This is a genomic window from Oxalobacter aliiformigenes (genome assembly GCF_027116575.1).
Lineage (GTDB): Bacteria > Pseudomonadota > Gammaproteobacteria > Burkholderiales > Burkholderiaceae_D > Oxalobacter > Oxalobacter aliiformigenes.
In genome coordinates, this window is record NZ_CP098252.1 from 151326 (window position 1) to 168894 (window position 17569).

General features: G+C 48.8%; 17 protein-coding genes. 9 read left to right on the forward strand and 8 right to left on the reverse strand.

Annotated elements, in window-relative coordinates; genetic code table 11:
• Positions 1-7: 7 nt before the first annotated feature.
• Complete coding sequence (gene kdpE / locus NB647_RS00760; RefSeq protein ID WP_269264644.1) at positions 8-703, forward strand: two-component system response regulator KdpE; 696 nt, start codon at positions 8-10, stop codon at positions 701-703.
• A 10-nt stretch (positions 704-713) separates the two neighbouring features.
• Here kdpE and NB647_RS00765 read toward each other — a convergent pair whose 3' ends face one another.
• The gene (locus NB647_RS00765; protein WP_269283644.1) at positions 714-2039 is read right to left on the reverse strand and encodes a sodium-dependent transporter; all 1326 of its coding nucleotides are present in this window, start codon (positions 2037-2039) and stop codon (positions 714-716) included.
• Positions 2040-2370: 331 nt separating this feature from the next.
• On the opposite strand from NB647_RS00765, the gene NB647_RS00770 reads away from it, so the two are divergent.
• On the forward strand, positions 2371-3291 hold the full coding sequence (locus tag NB647_RS00770) for a diaminopimelate dehydrogenase (RefSeq protein WP_269283646.1): 921 nt from the start codon (positions 2371-2373) through the stop codon (positions 3289-3291).
• Positions 3292-3313: 22 nt separating this feature from the next.
• Here NB647_RS00770 and NB647_RS00775 read toward each other — a convergent pair whose 3' ends face one another.
• On the reverse strand, positions 3314-3496 hold the full coding sequence (locus NB647_RS00775) for a hypothetical protein (RefSeq protein ID WP_269283648.1): 183 nt from the start codon (positions 3494-3496) through the stop codon (positions 3314-3316).
• A 231-nt stretch (positions 3497-3727) separates the two neighbouring features.
• Between NB647_RS00775 and NB647_RS00780 the strand changes: the two genes are divergently transcribed.
• Entirely contained in the window at positions 3728-4837 is a 1110-nt protein-coding gene (locus NB647_RS00780; RefSeq protein ID WP_269283650.1) for an AI-2E family transporter, read from the forward strand.
• 8 nt (positions 4838-4845) lie between these two features.
• On the opposite strand, the gene NB647_RS00785 is transcribed toward NB647_RS00780, so the two are convergent.
• Together NB647_RS00785 and NB647_RS00790 are read right to left on the reverse strand one after the other, a co-directional pair.
• On the reverse strand, positions 4846-5424 hold the full coding sequence (locus NB647_RS00785) for a UbiX family flavin prenyltransferase (RefSeq protein ID WP_269283652.1): 579 nt from the start codon (positions 5422-5424) through the stop codon (positions 4846-4848).
• A gap of 71 nt (positions 5425-5495) precedes the next feature.
• Complete coding sequence (locus NB647_RS00790) at positions 5496-7835, reverse strand: Tex family protein (RefSeq protein WP_269283654.1); 2340 nt, start codon at positions 7833-7835, stop codon at positions 5496-5498.
• Between the two features lie 243 nt (positions 7836-8078).
• Here NB647_RS00790 and NB647_RS00795 point away from each other — a divergent pair, with 243 nt between their 5' ends.
• Positions 8079-11468 (forward strand): DEAD/DEAH box helicase, encoded by a 3390-nt coding sequence (locus NB647_RS00795; RefSeq protein ID WP_269283656.1) that lies wholly within the window; start codon positions 8079-8081, stop codon positions 11466-11468.
• Between the two features lie 48 nt (positions 11469-11516).
• Here NB647_RS00795 and NB647_RS00800 read toward each other — a convergent pair whose 3' ends face one another.
• Both NB647_RS00800 and NB647_RS00805 read right to left on the reverse strand, forming a co-directional pair.
• Positions 11517-12041: a Dps family protein gene (locus NB647_RS00800; protein ID WP_269264652.1), complete on the reverse strand. Its 525-nt coding sequence runs from the start codon at positions 12039-12041 to the stop codon at positions 11517-11519.
• Between the two features lie 63 nt (positions 12042-12104).
• Positions 12105-12389: a hypothetical protein gene (locus tag NB647_RS00805; RefSeq protein ID WP_269264653.1), complete on the reverse strand. Its 285-nt coding sequence runs from the start codon at positions 12387-12389 to the stop codon at positions 12105-12107.
• A gap of 112 nt (positions 12390-12501) precedes the next feature.
• On the opposite strand from NB647_RS00805, the gene NB647_RS00810 reads away from it, so the two are divergent.
• The 4 genes from NB647_RS00810 (at position 12502) to NB647_RS00825 (ending at position 15967) form a co-directional block, all read left to right on the forward strand.
• Complete coding sequence (locus tag NB647_RS00810) at positions 12502-13509, forward strand: 2-dehydropantoate 2-reductase (RefSeq protein ID WP_269264654.1); 1008 nt, start codon at positions 12502-12504, stop codon at positions 13507-13509.
• A 163-nt stretch (positions 13510-13672) separates the two neighbouring features.
• The gene (locus NB647_RS00815) at positions 13673-14908 is read left to right on the forward strand and encodes a pyridoxal-phosphate-dependent aminotransferase family protein (RefSeq protein ID WP_269283658.1); all 1236 of its coding nucleotides are present in this window, start codon (positions 13673-13675) and stop codon (positions 14906-14908) included.
• Positions 14909-15143: 235 nt separating this feature from the next.
• Complete coding sequence (locus tag NB647_RS00820; protein ID WP_269283662.1) at positions 15144-15668, forward strand: YggT family protein; 525 nt, start codon at positions 15144-15146, stop codon at positions 15666-15668.
• The gene (locus NB647_RS00825) at positions 15665-15967 is read left to right on the forward strand and encodes a DUF167 domain-containing protein (RefSeq protein ID WP_269283664.1); all 303 of its coding nucleotides are present in this window, start codon (positions 15665-15667) and stop codon (positions 15965-15967) included. The genes NB647_RS00820 and NB647_RS00825 overlap by 4 nt, the downstream gene beginning before the upstream one ends.
• A 10-nt stretch (positions 15968-15977) precedes the next feature.
• Here NB647_RS00825 and ampD read toward each other — a convergent pair whose 3' ends face one another.
• Positions 15978-16565 carry a 1,6-anhydro-N-acetylmuramyl-L-alanine amidase AmpD gene (ampD, locus tag NB647_RS00830; RefSeq protein ID WP_269283667.1) on the reverse strand — a complete coding sequence of 196 codons (588 nt, stop codon included), beginning with the start codon at positions 16563-16565 and terminating at the stop codon, positions 15978-15980.
• 57 nt (positions 16566-16622) lie between these two features.
• Here ampD and NB647_RS00835 point away from each other — a divergent pair, with 57 nt between their 5' ends.
• A complete protein-coding gene (locus NB647_RS00835; protein WP_269283669.1) occupies positions 16623-17150 on the forward strand; it encodes a GNAT family N-acetyltransferase in 528 nt (175 codons plus the stop codon).
• Here NB647_RS00835 and NB647_RS00840 read toward each other — a convergent pair.
• Positions 17142-17456, reverse strand: coding sequence for a PP0621 family protein (locus NB647_RS00840; protein ID WP_269264660.1), 315 nt, complete (start codon positions 17454-17456; stop codon positions 17142-17144). The genes NB647_RS00835 and NB647_RS00840 overlap by 9 nt on opposite strands.
• Between the last annotated feature and the right edge of the window lie 113 nt (positions 17457-17569).

Consider the following 17569-nt stretch of genomic DNA (forward strand, 5'->3'; position numbering starts at 1 on the left):
ACCCCATATGGAAAACAGAACCAGAATACTGATTATTGAGGATGAATCGAATATACGCCGCTTTGTCAGACTGGCTCTTGAAAATGAAAACTACGAGGTATTCGAGGCAGGAGGCATCAAACGTGGTCTGATTGAAGCGGCAACAAGACGTCCTGAATTGGTTGTTCTCGATCTGGGATTACCGGATGGAGACGGCCGGGAATTCATTACCGATTTGAGAACGTGGTCTGCCATTCCTGTTATCGTTCTATCGGCACGAAGTAATGAAAACGACAAGATTTCGGCACTTGATGCAGGAGCGGACGACTATCTGGTCAAACCTTTTGGTGCTGGCGAACTGCTTGCCCGGGTTCGCGCCCAATTGCGCCGACAACAGCCTGCTTCACAAAATGAACCTTTCATCCGGTTTTCCGATGTATGCATCGATCCTGTCCGTCGAATCGTTGAAAAAAACGGCCATCCGGTTCATCTGACACCGATCGAATACCGGATCCTGACCTATATGACATCGCAACCTGACAAGGTGATTACTCATCAACAGCTGTTAAAGGCCATCTGGGGGCCCGGCCATACGGAAGACATGCATTATGTCAGAGTGCATATGGCTAATTTAAGAAAGAAAATCGAACAGAACGGTTCAATGCCCAAACATCTGATTACAGAAGCGGGAATCGGATACCGCTTCGTTTCCACCCCGGCCTGACCAGCCGTTCTCAAAGGTTCTGAAGCAGAATCACAAAGATCAGAACAGGCGCGACAAAACGGCAAATAAATTTGAACAGCGGCAACCATACCGGGCAAGTCCCGTCAGGATATGCCAACCTTGCCGAAATGACCGGCCAGGCTTTCCAGCCTACCAGAATGGCGATCATGATTCCTCCGAACGGCATAATCAGGTTGGAACTGACATAATCCAGCAATCCGAACAGATTTTTTCCGAAAAGAGTGTAATTTTTCCAGACCCCCAGCGATAAAGATGCCCCGATCCCCAATATAAACATCAGTATGGACATGATTACGGTTGTCATCATTCTGGGAAACTGGAATTCATCAATAAAAAAGCTCACGACAACTTCCATCAGGGAAACCGAAGAAGTCAGCGCAGCGACAAAAAGCAGAAAAAAGAAAAGAATACTGAAAAACTGCCCGCCACTCATCTGTGAAAAAACCGCGGGCATGGTAATAAAAGTAAGTCCTGGTCCTGCCAAAGGATTAAAGTTGAAAACAAAGATAGCAGGAAAAACCATCAACCCTGAAAGAAAACAAATGAGAGTGGTCAACCCGATAACGCTTCTTGCCGAATTGGGAATGGAAGTTTCACCTGAAGCATAGGATCCATATGTAATCATGCATCCCATTCCAAGCGACATGGAGAAAAAGGCCAGCCCCATCGCCTCAATAATCATTGTTGGTGTCACTTTGCTGAAATCAGGATACAAAAATGTGACAACACCATCCAGGGCGCCATGCAAGGTCAGTCCTCGTGCGATCAGAATCAGGATCAACAAAAAGAGCATGACCATCAGATGTTTGCTGACACGCTCTATCCCTTTCTGCACACCGGCAAGAATAACACCGGCAGTCAATGCCATAAAAGCAGCATGATACCAAATCGGCATAACCGGATCAGCGATAAACGAATCGAATGTACGAGACAAAACCGCCGGATCCGTAGTCAGGATCGAACCTTGGATTGATTTGACGATATAGGCAATCGTCCACCCGCCGACCACACTATAAAAAGAAAGGATCAGAAAACCACATAAGACACCAATATACCCGACACCAGACCACCACTTGCCTCCCAGTTTCCGGTATGCGCCGACAGGGCTTTTCTTCGTGGAAGCGCCGACCGACATCTCGGCAATCATCAGGGAAATACCCAATGTAAATACGATCACCAGAAATATCAGCAAAAAAGCGCCACCGCCATTCTGGGCGGCGACATACGGGAATTTCCATATCGCTCCCAGGCCAACCGCTGAACCGGCTGCTGCCAGTATAAAACCAAGACGTGACCCCCACTCTGCACGCGCCATAAACAATAACTCCGACAGTTAACAATTGATCAATTTCCGTCAAAATGCATGCCCGAAACTCTTTAGTTGTTACAGGACAGGATGCGCAACAGATATTCTGGAAACGGATTATTCAGAACTTTGCAACAGCCACAGTTCCGAAAATATTCAACAAAAAACCGGACAAGGAACCGATCCGATTCACCCCGACGACTATATGACTGAACAAAGCCTTGTATTTTAACGGAGAACGATTTTATCTTGCTAGCACAATATAACTATGTCTATACTCGACAGTTATCAATTCCGAAAAAAATTATATTTATCTGTACTGTTCATAAAGGAAAAGAACATGACTATCAAAGCAGCAGTTCATGGCTTGGGAAATATAGGAAGACATGTGATCGATTGCCTGACATGTGCTTCTGATTTCGAATGTCTTGGCGTGATTCGCAGGGAATCCTCACTGGGAACACAGGCACTGGAACGAAGAGGCATACCGGATTTCGCATCCATTGACGCATTGATTGCCGAAAAAGGCAAACCCGATGTGGTTGTATTGTGCGGACCATCGCGTTCCGTCCCTGACGATGCCCGTTTTTACCTGTCCAGAGGAATCCGTACGGTAGACAGTTTTGACGTTCACAGCGACATCCCCGAACTGGTCAAAAGCCTTGATGACGTCGCCAGACAGAACAACACCGGATGTATTACCGCAGCCGGATGGGATCCGGGTACCGATTCGGTCATGCGGACACTTTTCGAAGCGATGGCTCCGGTCGGCACGACTTTCACAAACTTCGGCCGCGGCCGTTCCATGGGGCACTCTGTTGCTGCCCGCGCGATTCCCGGTGTTGCCGATGCGACATCCATCACTATTCCGATCGGAGGGGGACGTCATTCACGTCTGGTTTACGTTTTACCGAAACCGAATGCATCATTCGAACAAATCAAGAAAGATCTGGCATCAGACCCCTATTTCAGCCACGACCCGCTTGAAGTCCGTGAAGTCAAAACCCCTGAAGAAATGGCCGCAGTCGCAGACAATTCGCATGGCGTTCTTATGGAAAGAATCGGTGCATCCGGCCGCACATCAAACCAGCATCTGGTCTTCGATATGAAAATCGATAACCCTGCGCTGACCTCGCAAGTACTGGTTTCCTGTGCAAGAGCCATCACCCGCATGGGAAACGGCTGCTTCACACTGATCGATGTACCACCGGTCATGCTGTTGCCCGGCGACAGGATGACCCACATCGCACGTCTTGTGTAATCTGAAGCACTGCTGGAGCGCGTCAGTAAAAGGACTCGTCATGTCCCAATGAACGATCCCGCTCCAGCCGGTGAAACACTTCCGAGAAAGACTCATCCTCATCAGGAAATGTCTCTTCAAGGGGTTCGAATTCTATTTCAGGACTAATGGATTCGTCCATTTCATGATCATTCTGTTTTTTTCTTGTCTGGCTATTCGATACCATTATTTTCTCCTCAGGATATCGAAACATCAAAAAAATTCAGAAACAGTGTGCGACCGGGTTTTCAGAAACGGGTTGACTCCCATCAACCGGAATCGGAATATTCCATACAGCCTGTTTTTCCCGTACAGGATTGTGTTTATCGTCACAAGGTCTTTTTTTCTGTCATGATGTAGCATGTCACCTAACTCCAGCAATCTTGTTCAATACGTTAGCCGACCGGGATAGTCTTTTATGAAGCAACCTGAACCTCATGGAAAAGTATTTATTTTTTTCCTGTCCGCCGTCACCGCAGCATTTTTCTGGATTCTTCTGCCTTTTTACGGTGCAGTTTTCTGGGGATTCATTCTGGCCGTCATGTTCATGCCGCTCAATGATTATTTTCTGTCGAAAATACCGAAGAAAAAAAACACGGCAGCACTTCTCACACTTGCTGTCTGTCTTCTGATCGTCATCATTCCGCTCATTGTCGTCATTGGCGCGCTGACGCAGGAAAGTGCGGCTCTTTATCAGAAAATACTGACGCGAAGTGTCAATTTCGATACTTCTTTCCAGTTCATCGTGTCAAAACTGCCTGATTGGGTTACCGATCTGTTGAACCATTCCGGTATCACAACACTCGCCGAATTCCAGCAGAAAATTTCCAGCGGCGTACTTCAGGCAAGTCAGTACATTGCCGGAAAGCTCTTCGTGATCGGGCAAAACATTCTGGATTTCGCGATCGGCTTCGGCATCATGCTTTACCTCCTTTTCTTTTTGCTAAGAGACGGAAACGAACTGGCAACACGTATCAGAAAAATCATTCCGCTGGCAGACGGTCACAAGACATTGCTTCTGACAAAATTCACAGGAGTTATTCGCGCTACAGTAAAAGGCAATCTGGTGGTAGCCATTGTACAGGGAGCCCTGGGAGGTCTCGTTTTCTGGTTTTTGGGCATAGAAGCGGCATTGCTGTGGGGAGCGATCATGTCGGTGCTGTCCTTGCTTCCAGCAGGTTCCGGTGTCATCTGGGTTCCGGTTGCCATTTATTTTCTGGCAACCGGAGCCATCATGAAAGGCGTCATTCTTCTGGTATTCGGTATCCTCGTCATCGGACTGATTGACAATCTTCTGCGCCCGCTGCTGGTTGGAAAAGATACACAAATGCCCGATTATCTTGTTCTCATATCCACCCTTGGCGGAATGGCGCTTTTCGGTCTGAACGGATTCGTCATTGGTCCTGTCATTGCCGCACTGTTTCTGACGGCCTGGGAACTTTTCTCGACCATTTCGCAGCTTCCCCAGACAGATGCAAATGGAGATCCACCCGTAGAAGAAAACCGCGAATCGTCATCCGGAGAATAAACCGGATATTACATGATCCCGTTCCAGCGGATGATTCCGTCATCAACGATGCCGAAGAGTTCCAGTGCTCTTCTGACCGTCTGGTCGACCATCGCTTCAATTGACGGAGGATGACAATAAAATGCGGGAACAGGCGGATAAATAATCCCCCCCATTTCCGTAACGGATTGCATATTTCTGATATGTACCAGATTCAAAGGTGTTTCACGGACCATGAGAACCAGACGACGCCTTTCCTTCAGCATGACATCCGCCGCACGTGTCATCAGATTGTCGCAAAAGCCATTGGCAATGGCTGAAAGAGTTTTCATGGAACAGGGTGCGATGATCATGCCTGCGCTTTGAAAAGAACCGCTGGCGATCGCCGCTGCCATCTCACCGATATTGTATGTCTTGTCGGCCAGCAAACTGACCTCGGCAGCGGACAACCCCATTTCATGACGAAGTGTCAATATGGCAGCGCCGGATATGACCAGATGCGTTTCGATATGATTTATGTTTCGCAGAATCCGGAGCAGACGGACTCCATAAACCGCACCACTGGCACCTGTTATTCCGACAATCAACCGTCTTGGTCCATCATTCATGACGACTCCTCTCCCCAAAAGTGCAACCGTTTCCATCAACATGCCCTGAGACGGCATCCCCGGTAAGGCTTTTACAATTTCCCGTGCAATTTGGCAAATGCTTCAGCCATGGCGTTTCCTGCCGATTCATGAGTTACCTGCCGTTTTCCGACCGGTTTGTCTTTCCTGCCGGCCGCCTTTAGGACAGCATTGTCCGATCCCTTGCCTTTATCAAGAACCATCGAAAGGGCGATTCTCTGCCGTTTGATATCGACATCAAGGACTCTGACCCGGACAATTTGCCCCGATTTGACGATTTGATGAGGATCGGAAACATACTTTTCCGATAATTCGGAAATATGCACCAATCCATCCTGATGGACACCAATATCCACAAAAGCGCCAAATGCCGTCACATTGGTAACAACCCCCTCAAGAATCATCCCTGATTTCAGATCCGAGATTCCCTCGACTCCTTCCTTGAAGTGTGCACTGACAAACTCGGGACGGGGATCTCTTCCCGGTTTCTCGAGTTCCTTCAGAATATCCGTAATGGTGGGAAGGCCGAACTGTTCACTGACGTACTTTTCAGGTTTGATTTTTTTGAGCAACTCGCGATTGCCGATTACCGTCTCAATACCGACTCCCAGATCATCCAGAATTTTCTCAATCAGCGGGTACGACTCGGGATGAACGGCAGATGCATCAAGCGGATTGTCTCCTCCGGTTATACGCAAAAAACCTGCGGCCTGTTCAAACGTTTTTTCTCCCAACCTGGGAACCAGGCGAAGATCCGCCCGGCTGGCAAAACGTCCGTTCCGGTCACGATAGTGCACAATATTTCCGGCAATCCCTTCCGTCAATCCCGAAACACGTGTCAAAAGGGGAACAGATGCTGTATTGACATCAACCCCCACAGCATTGACACAATCTTCTACTGTTGCATCCAGCGAACGTCCCAGTTTCGATTGCGCCACGTCATGCTGATATTGTCCGACACCGATGGATTTCGGTTCGATTTTGACCAGTTCCGCCAACGGATCCTGCAGGCGCCTTGCGATCGAAACAGCACCACGCAAAGTGACATCCATATCAGGCAATTCACGCGAAGCATATTCCGAAGCCGAATAAACAGATGCTCCCGCTTCAGAAACGACGATCTTGTCAATTTTTCGGTCCTTGCAAAGAGCGATCAGTTCCCTGGCAAGCCGGTCCGTTTCACGTGAAGCCGTCCCGTTACCGACGGCAATCAGTTCAATCCCGTATTTCCCGACCAAACCGAATAATGTTTCGATCGCTCCCTGCCAGTCGTTTCTGGGCTGATGAGGATAAACCGTCGCCGTATCGAGCACCTTTCCTGTCTTGTCGACTACCGCCACTTTCACACCAGTGCGGATGCCGGGATCAAGCCCCATGGTGACTTTTGGACCTGCAGGCGCTGCCAAAAGCAGTGCCTTGAGATTTTTCGCAAAAACGTTAATGGCTTCGGCCTCCGCCGTTTCCCTCAAGTCCGCCATCAATTCTGTTTCAAGATGCGGCATGATCCTGGTTCGCCAGGACCATCGGACTGTATCCATCAACCACTTGTCAGATTCCCGGTGCCGATTCGCAATAGCAAAATATGAAGCGATTCTCGATTCACACGGATTAAACGGATCGTCCCAGCGTGGACGGTCAGGCTCGGAATCCAGCCGGATTCTGACCGTCAGTATTTCTTCCCGCCGTCCTCTCAGCAAGGCCAGCACACGATGCGAGGCAATCGTTGAAACGGATTCCTCATAGTCAAAATAATCCGAAAACCGCAATCCCTCATGCTCTTTCCCTTCGATCACGCTCGAGACGATGACACCATGTTCATGCATGAATTCCCTGAGCATACCCAATAAACCGGCTTCTTCCGAAAACCGTTCCATCAAGATCTGGCGCGCACCATCCAGCGCCGCCCGGACATCAACGACACCCGGATTATCCCCTTCATCCGTCGTAAACGGCGGACGTATATATTTCACTGCCTCTGCTTCAGCATCCAATTCAGGATTGCTTATCAAATTGTCGGCCAGTTCAAGCAAACCTGCCTCAACAGCCAGTCTGGCTTTCGTTCTGCGTTTGGGACGGTAAGGCAAATAGATGTCCTCAAGACTCGATTTGTCCCCGGCCTGGTGAATGGCCGCCAACAATTCGGGAGTCATCCTGTTCTGGGCATTGATGGAATCAATGACAATCTGGCGGCGCTGCTCCAGTTCACGCAAATAAATCAGGCGTTCCTGCAGATTCCTTAACTGGCTGTCATCCAGTCCTCCCGTTATTTCCTTGCGATATCGCGCAATGAAAGGGACCGTCGCCCCCTCATCAAGCAAAACAATCGCCGCGGCAATTCGCTGGACAGGAACGTCCAGCTCTTTTGCCAGACGGCGCTCAATTGTTGAAACCATAATTCACCCCGAAAAAACGAAACTGAGATAATACCCATTTCCGGCCGATGTGCCATCTTTTTCGGGTAAACCACATACGATAATTTCTGGCTTCTTGCGCCTCGACGCCAAAACCGTCAGATTGCCCGGATGTTTTTCCTGTTTGAAATCGGTCAGCCCGGAAACGAAAATTCATTACTTTTTCGGATTTATGAATGATAATGTATTCTTTTTACTGCCGGAAAAAACGATTCAACAGTTGTAATGGGTATGATGAATTTCACGCTGAAAGATATCAAAAGGCAATTCGGGCAAAAAGCATATTCACTGGGTCTGATATACGCCCAGAAAAAACGCGTTTTACAAATACATCGTTCTGGCAATCTGATCCGTTCCCAGGTCAAAGAATCCGGCAACCAGACTTATCAGCAGAATATTTTCGTCAAATCCACGACAGAAGGTCTTCAATTCCAGGGAACCTGTTCCTGCCCGCTGATTTTGAACTGCCATCATGTCGCGGCCGTTCTTCTCACGATTTTGCAGAAAAACGAAAACCGGCAAAAGAACAAAACCGCTCAGGCCGCCACTCCACTGTCGAACTGGGTACAAAGACTTTACACCGCTATCCGTCCATCATCTCCCGATGCACTCGACAACAAGGAACAGGACAGCATATCACCTTATAAACTGTTATTCGTTCTTTCACCCGATCAGTCCGACAAACGCCTTTTTCTCAATATCTGCCGTGCCCGTTACAAACCGACAGGAGAGTTCTTATCGATATCACCTCTGGCCGAACCTGATACACTTTTTTCGGAGAAACCGGATTATTTTGCCAAGGAAGATGAAGAATCTCTGCGCCTTTTCATGGCACTTCGTTTCGGTTCAGGGCAATCAGCGCCTTATATGGCAGAACCCAAAGGGAAACTGGGCGCACAGCTTCTTCAGACACTCATTGGCCAGCAACGGCTTTTCTGGACAAATGCGCTGCAGGATATCGCGAAAGGTCTTGTTTTTCCCCTGCGTGCCGCTCCCCCCAGACAAGCCAGACTGACCTGGAACGAAACCGGAACAACCATAAAATTACGCTGGGAATTTGTCTCTCCTGCACCGAAAAGCCGCCGTGCATCCACCTCGATTGACTACATTCTTCCAACCGAGCCGGCATGGTATATGGAAAATCTCACCTGCGGTGAACTGATCCTGCCGGATAATGCCGAATATTTCTCCATCAGCAGAATTCAGGAACTGATTGTCCAAGCACCCCCCATTTCAGCCAGAGATAAAAAAAATGTATCCCGGCTCCTGCTTGAAAAAGGTATCGAGAACACTATTCCAGTACCTGAAGCACTTGAAGAAACAGTTCTTGAAAATATTGAACCTCATCCCGTTCTTTATCTCGGAAGCAAACCTGTCATTCACAACGAAGCCGAGACTCCCGTCTGGTTCGACTATGCCCAACTGAAATTCGAATACGATGGTCAATCTGTTTTTCTCGGATCTGATCTGCCGATCATACGACCCAAAAACGAGAAAGCCGTCGAACGGATCATCCGGGATGAATTTTCCGAAAACGCGATGCGTGACATGCTCCTGTCATTCGGATTCCGTACTGTAACCGACACATCCTCTCCGCTATATCCTCTTCAGGGAGTACTGGACATGGATTCACCCACGGAATGGTTGCACTTCACGCAGGAAAATTTGAGTGTTCTGGAAGATTCCGGCTGGAAAATCGAAAAATCGGCCGACTATCGCTACAATTTGCGAAACATCCAGAAATGGTACGCCAGTGTCAACGAAAATGACGAGAACCTCGATAAAGACTGGTTCAGTTTGGAAATCGGCATTGTCGTCAACAAGAAACATTTTCCACTGTTTCCTCTTTTATATCCGCTTATCAAAAAATATCCCGAAAGTTTCGAATACAAAAATCTCGAGAGGCGTCAGGATACGGATTCATTGCTGGCCACCTTGCCGGACAAAAGCAGGGTAGCCTTGCCCTGGAAAATGATCAGACCGGTTCTCCGGATTCTGGGTGAACTTCATTATCTTGATCAGCCCAGATCCTCCCTACCGCTTCACCGGCTCGATTCGGCACGTCTTGCCGAACTTGAACGCGATTTGCCACTTCAATGGATCAACGGCGATCTCTTACTTGAAATGGGCAGAAAACTGCTCGCTTTCAACGGGGTCAAAATCATCGCTCCCCCTGTCTCACTGAATGCCACACTGCGAGATTATCAAATCGAGGGGCTGTCCTGGATGCAGTTTTTAAGAGAATATGGCCTGGCAGGTATTCTTGCCGACGATATGGGACTCGGCAAGACCTTGCAGACTCTTTCACATATTCTTCTGGAAAAAGAAGCCGGACGTCTGAAAGAACCGGCCTTAATCGTTGCACCGACAAGTCTGATGAGTAACTGGCAGGATGAAGCCGCCCGTTTTACTCCATCCCTGAAAGTCCTGTTGCTTCAGGGCAAGGACCGTTCAAGACACTTCGACCGGATCAAACAATCCGATATCGTTCTGACAACCTATGCCTTGTTGCCCAGAGATGAAGAGGTATTGCTGAATCACGAATTTCATCTCCTGATTCTGGATGAATCCCAATATATCAAGAATATCCGTTCAAAAGCCACGCAAATCGCGTCATCTCTGAAGGCACGTCACAAATTGTGTCTGACCGGAACTCCCCTTGAAAACCATCTTGGCGAACTTTGGTCCCAGTTTCATTTCCTGTTGCCCGGCCTTCTGGGCAATGAGAAAACATTCAATAGCGAATTCCGTCATTCAATCGAAAAAACGGGAGATGAAGCACGGCAGGAACTTTTGAACCGCCGTATCAAGCCGTTTCTGTTGCGTCGGACAAAAGACAAAGTCGCCCGGGAACTGCCGATGAAAACGGAAATGGTCCGATATGTTGAACTGACCAGCAATCAACGCCAGATTTATGAATCTGTCCGTGAGCTGATGGATAAAAAAGTCCAGGACGAAATCGCCAAATACGGTATTGCACATTGCCAGATCATTATTCTTGAAGCGCTTCTCAAACTACGGCAGGTCTGCTGTGACCCACGACTTTTAAGAGGTTCTGCTTACAAGAAAAGCCCTAACGCCTCTTCCAAACTGGTCGAACTGATGGAAATGCTGGAAGAGCTTTTGCTGGAAAAAAGACATATTCTCGTGTTTTCCCAATTCACCAGCATGTTGAGTCTTATTGAAGCGGAACTGAATGTCCGCCGGATACCTTATGCGTTGCTGACAGGCGATACTGCCGACCGTGCTTCCGCGATCCGCAATTTCCAGGAAGGCAAAGTTTCCGTCTTCCTGATCAGTCTGAAAGCCGGCGGCGTCGGTCTGAACCTGACCGCAGCCGATACCGTTATCCACTATGATCCCTGGTGGAACCCCGCTGTTGAAAATCAGGCAACGGACCGTGCATGGCGTATAGGACAGGATAAACCTGTATTCGTTTACAAACTGATCGCAAAAGGAACTCTGGAGGAGAAAATCCAAGAATTGCAACAACGCAAAGCCGACCTGGCAAGCGCCATGTTGTCCTCTGGACAGGCGCAACACATTCAAATCACGCCGGAAGATCTTCAATCCATTTTCCGCCCGCTTGAAGAACAGGATACGATCGAGGAATGACCCGATAAAAAAGCCTTGCATCTCGGCAAGGCTTTTCTGTTTCTTCCGTTATTTTTTCTTGCGTTTTCCGGAAACCATGGCAGCATCATCCGATCCATTTTCCAGCAGACTTCTCAGCATCCATGCATTCTTTTCATGAATCTGCAAACGCTGGGTCATCAGATCGATTGTCGGCTGATCATTGGCCTTGTCAGCCAGATCCAGTACTTCTCTTGCCGTACGGGTAACGGTCTGTGACGCAATAATCACATCACGAATCATGTCTTCTGCCGATGGAACACCTTCGACTTCCTTGATGGCAGACAATTTCGCAAACTCCGACATCGTTCCGGGAGCAGGGAAGCCAAGTGAACGGATACGTTCGGCAATTTCATCCAGTGCATTCCACAGTTCCGTATACTGGTCCATGAACATGACATGCAACGTCTGGAACATGGGGCCCTTGACATTCCAGTGATAATTGTGAGTCTTCAGATACAGGCAAAAACTGTCAGCAAGCATCCGTGACAAACCATTACTGATGACTTCTCTGTCCTTGTCGCTAATTCCGATTTCAATTGCTGGGATACTCATCGTCGCACTCCTTTTTCTCAATTTTCATTCCCGGAATCCGATATGGATTCCCTACTGGAGACTTCATTTATCAGCGTGATACAGCAACTTCATTGTTTGCAAGTTCCTTATCATTTTGACTTGCAGATATTGTACCGTTATTTCAAAAAATGTTTTTGCTGCCCAGTTCTCTTTCAAGGCAAAACAAACTGCAAAATGACAGAAGATATCGCCATTTTGGTCGGGAACGTTTCCCCTCCGGTACAATTCATTGTACGGTACCTCATCACAAACTGCCCCCTTTTTCAAATTTTTTTCATATTTCCAGCCATTTAATCCATGAAATTGCCAAAATTGTCGTATTTTCATTTTATACTTACCCTTACTTGCTGTTTACCGAAATAAAGTCTGGTGATTTCACAATGGTCATATCAATCATGTGAGAAATTCAGGTGAAGACGAGAAGAAAAAGGGAAAGAACATGAAAATAGCGATCATAGGAGCCGGAGCGATAGGAGGCTACGTAGGAGTGAAGCTGGCCTTATCCGGTGAAGACGTGACCTTCATAGTAAGGGGAGCGAACCTGGAAGCCATCAAGAAAGACGGCATGAAACTGATCATGGAAGACGGGACCGAGCACGTGGCCAAAAACGTGAAGGCGACCAACGACTATGACGAAGCGGGACCGCAGGACGTTGTCATACTGGCCCTGAAAGCCCATCAGGTAGACGCCGTGGCCAACGACGTGCCGAAACTGTTCGGTCCGGACACCGTCGTCGTGACCATGCAAAACGGCATTCCGTTCTGGTACTTCCACAAACATGGCGGGCCACACGAAGGCCAGCGCGTCCAGAGCGTGGATCCGACCGGGCTGGTCAGCGCCAAGATACCGGCAGAGAGGATTCTGGGATGCGTTGTATACCCGGCCTCCGCCCTGATCGCGCCGGGCGTCGTCAAACACATCGAAGGGGACCGTTTCCCGATCGGCGAACTGGACGGAACCGTCACGGAACGGGCCCAGAAAGTCTCCGAAGCCTTCATTCGCGCCGGCTTCAAATCCCCGATACTGGAAAACATCCGTGCCGAAATCTGGCTGAAACTGTGGGGCAACCTGAGCTTCAACCCGATCAGTTCCCTGTCCCACTCCACCCTGGTCGACATCTGCCAGTACCCGTTATCCCGGGAACTGGCCGGCAACATGATGATAGAAGCCCAGAGAATCGCCAACAAACTGGGCATCGAATTCCGCGTACCGCTGGAAAAACGGATAAGAGGAGCCGAGAAAGTCGGCAAACACAAAACCTCCATGCTGCAGGACGTGGAAGCGGGAAGAGCCCCCGAAATCGACGCGCTGGTTGGATCCGTCGTCGAACTGGGCCGCATCACCAACACAGCCACCCCGCACATCAACTCCGTCTATGCCCTGGTCAAACTGTTGGCCAAAACCATGGAAGAAGAACACGGCAAAGTCAAAATGGAACCGTGTTGACCGTCAAAAAAACGACAAGCGTGTCTGCCGGAGACGGCAGACATAAACAAACCTGTTCCGGGAACAGAAAATGGTGGAAAATAACAACTCAGGACGTTATTTTCGTCAGGCACCAAAACCCAACCTGACAAACTTTTTATTTCCTAGTGAGACATAAAAAATCATGGCAGCAGCTTCGCATAAAAAAATCACCTCATTCCATCCGCCACAACGCGTCCTGATGGGCCCGGGTCCCTCCAACATCAACCCGCGCGTTCTGGCCGCAATGAGTCTCCCCGTCATCGGTTATCTTGATCCGGCCTTCGTTGACATGATGGCCGAACTCAAATCCCTGTTACGGTACGCCTTCCAGACAGACTACCAGCTGACCTACCCGATCTCCGGTCCGGGTTCCGTCGGCATGGAGAGCTGTTTCGTCAACATGGTAGCCCCGGGAGACAAGGTCGTCGTCTGTCGCAACGGCGTTTTTGGCGGACGCATGATCGAAAATGTCGAGCGTTGCAAAGCCACCCCGATCATTGTGGAAGGTACCTGGGGAGAACCGGTCGATCCGAATGCCCTGGAAGACGCCCTGAAGAAAAACCCGGATGCCCGGGTTGTGGCATTCGTCCATGCCGAAACATCGACCGGTTGCGTCTCCGACGCCAAGACCCTTGCAGAAGTCGCCCACAAATACGACTGCCTGACCATCGTCGATGCCGTCACCTCTCTGGCGGGATGTCCGCTTTACGTCAAGGACTGGGATCTGGATGCCGTCTATTCGGCCAGCCAGAAATGCCTCTCGTGCACCCCGGGTCTGTCGCCGGTCACCTATTCCGACCGGGTCATCGACTACGTCACCAGCCGCAAGGACAAGGTCCAGAGCTGGTTCATGGACCTGAACCTGATCCTGAACTACTGGGGCAACACGGTAAGGACCTATCACCACACCGCACCGATCAACGGTCTGTTCGCCCTGCATGAAGCCCTTCTGCTTCTGAAGGAAGAGGGAATCGAAAACACCTGGGCCCGTCACCAGAGACACTATCAGGCGCTGAAAGCCGGTTTTGAGGCGATGGGACTGAAATTCCTGGTCAAGGAAGAAAACCGTTTGCCGCAGATCAGTGCCATCATGGTACCGGAAGGGATCAATGAAGCGGAAGTCAGGGCGAAACTGCTCTCCGAGTTCAATCTGGAAATCGGTGCCGGTCTGGGTCCGTTGGCGGGCAAGATCTGGCGTTTCGGCCTGATGGGTTATACGGCCCAGTCGGCCAATGTCATGTTGTGTCTGTCGGCTTTGGGATCGGTCTTGTCGAAGATGGGGTATCCGGTCAAGGTCGGCGAGGCGGAAGCAGCGGCTCACCAGTCTTATGCCAATCAGCATGCCAGTGCCGCCGCGGAGGCTCGCTCCCGCTCCTGATCTCCCTTCTTATCCTATCAAACGCCCGTCTCTTCCTGTCGGGCGTTTCTTTTTTCTTCCCGCTTGACACTCATTATCTTCAGACTCATATTATCGTTTCAGATCAAAACCGGCTATCCCGGTTATCCAATGATCAATGTTCTGAATCATGTCCCTGTTAGACTCGTCATACTGAAACGATAACGACGAAAACAGGCAGAAAAGGAGAAACCGTTTGCTGTACAGTATTTTGAAAATGATTGTTGACGTTGTCACCACGATACTGGGTGGTGCGTTCCTGTTGCGATTCTGGATACAAATTGTACGGGCAAGACCTCCTTTTCAAATAGCCAATTTTCTGATCCAGTTAACCGACTGGTTCATCAGGCCACTTCGGAAAACCATTCCGGGATGGGCAGGTTATGACTGGTCGACACTGGTTGCCGCCATTTTGATGGCTGTTGTTTCCGCCCTGTTTGATACTTGGCTGATTAACTATTTCTCAGCCAGAATCATTCTTTTCCTGGTCGCTTTGTCTCTGTTGAACTGGATCATATACGGATTCATGGGGCTTTTGATTATTGAAGCCATTTTCAGTTGGGTCAATCCCTACAGTCCGATTGCATCGTTTGTCCGGGACCTGAACAGACCTTTACTGGAACCTGTCAGACGCTTTCTTCCGACATTGGGAGGATTCGATTTTTCAACGCTGATCGTATTTTTCCTGTTGCAGATCGTTTCCAGAACAATCACCCATCTGATTTTATCGAACCTGATATGACAGCAACGTGGTTATCGAAAACGAAAAACAGCTTCCGGATTGCGGTACAAGTCAGTCCGAATGCAAGAAAATCGGAAATCGCATCTGCCAAAGGAGATGTATTGCGCATACGGTTGCAGGCCCAACCTGTCGACGGTAAAGCCAACGAGGCTCTCATTCAGTTCATCGCGAAAAAACTTCGTATTCCACGCAAAAACATCGTCATCTCACACGGCCTTTCAAGCAAACGCAAACTGCTTGAAGTCTTCCTCCCGGAATCCACCCTGGAAGAGATCGAGAAACGCCTTCTGTCCATTTGATACGACAAAATCATCCGATCCAGAATTCCAAAGGTGTATTTCTGAAAGAATGTACATTCTTCTTTTCAAGCTTTTCCCTGAAACAATGCCAGTCGAAAAAAGGACCTGGATCTGTCTTTCTTTCCGGAGCGATATGCTGATGGCCAGTAACGGCTTTCAGAGGATAACGGCGGCATAAAGCGGCCGTCAGCGAAACCAGAGTATCGTACTGTTGCGGTGCAAACGGGACATAATCCGTTCCTTCGATTTCGATCCCGATGGAAAAATCGTTACATCCCTGGCGCCCGCGATATGAAGAAACGCCCGCATGCCATGCCCGCTTGTCGGCAGAAACGAACTGTATCAGCGAACCGTTCCGCCTGATGAGAAAATGTGACGAGACTTTCAGAGCCCGAAGCTGGTTAAAAAAAGGATGACGATCACAATCAAGACGGTTCAGGAAAAGGTCCGTAATATAATGGCCACCGAACTCGCCGGGCGGCAAACTGATATTGTGAATGACCAGCAAATCAACCGCCTGATTTTCCGGACGGTCATTCTGATTCGGCGAATCAAGACGCATGGCCGTCATGCACCAGCCTTTACTATCGATATTCATGAATTGACGATTATTAATCAACGATTTTCATTTAAAATCATTCGGACATTTTTTCAAATGATACTGGAAACGGAACGGTTATATCTGAGAAAACTGGAAACAAGCGATTTTGCCGACCTGTGCGAAATCCTCCAGAACAAAAACGTCATGTATGCCTATGAACATGCATTCTCTGATGAAGAAGTCCATATCTGGCTGAACAGGCAAAAACAACGCTATCATGACGATGGATTCGGTTTATGGGCCGTCATTCTCAAATCCAGTGGCAAGCTGATCGGACAAGCCGGGATTACTTTCCAGAAATGGGGAAAAAGACAAGTCCATGAAATCGGTTACCTGTTCAACCAGGATTACTGGCATAAAGGATATGCGACCGAAACAGTTCTGGCGTGCAAAAAATACGCATTCCAGACACTTGGGCTGACCGAAATTTACTCTATCATCCGCGACAACAATACAGCCTCACAAAATGTCGCTATCCGAAATGGCATGAAGAAAGTCGGAAAACTGGTTAAATTCTATTACGGCTTCAGAATGCCACATATCGTCTATTGTGTGAAAAAAGAGAGCCCCCATTCAGGATGAACGCTTGCGGGCAAAATAAGCCACGCTATGCTCATGAGAACAGAATATCTTTCCCGAGCGTTCCACAGCTTCCGAAACAGGCACGTAAACTTCGCAGAATTCACAACTCACCATTTTTTCAACTTCACCGGAAGAATATTTTCCGGATGATGATAAAGGCTGACGGGGAGAATTGTTTGAGGGGTGATTGTCCTGCGTCCGACCGAAGGGATTTTGCCGAATAATGAAAACACGCAAGCTTTGCCGGATTTTTACAACAACGGCAACAATAACCAGAACCAGAACCAGCAACCACATCCAAGCCATTTTTATCTCCAGTATCAAGTCCGGTCGCCCCGACCGGACTGCATGGATACCATTTTATCAGGGTATCAGCCAATCGTTCGTCATATAATGAGCAGAAAGATATATTAGGCCGA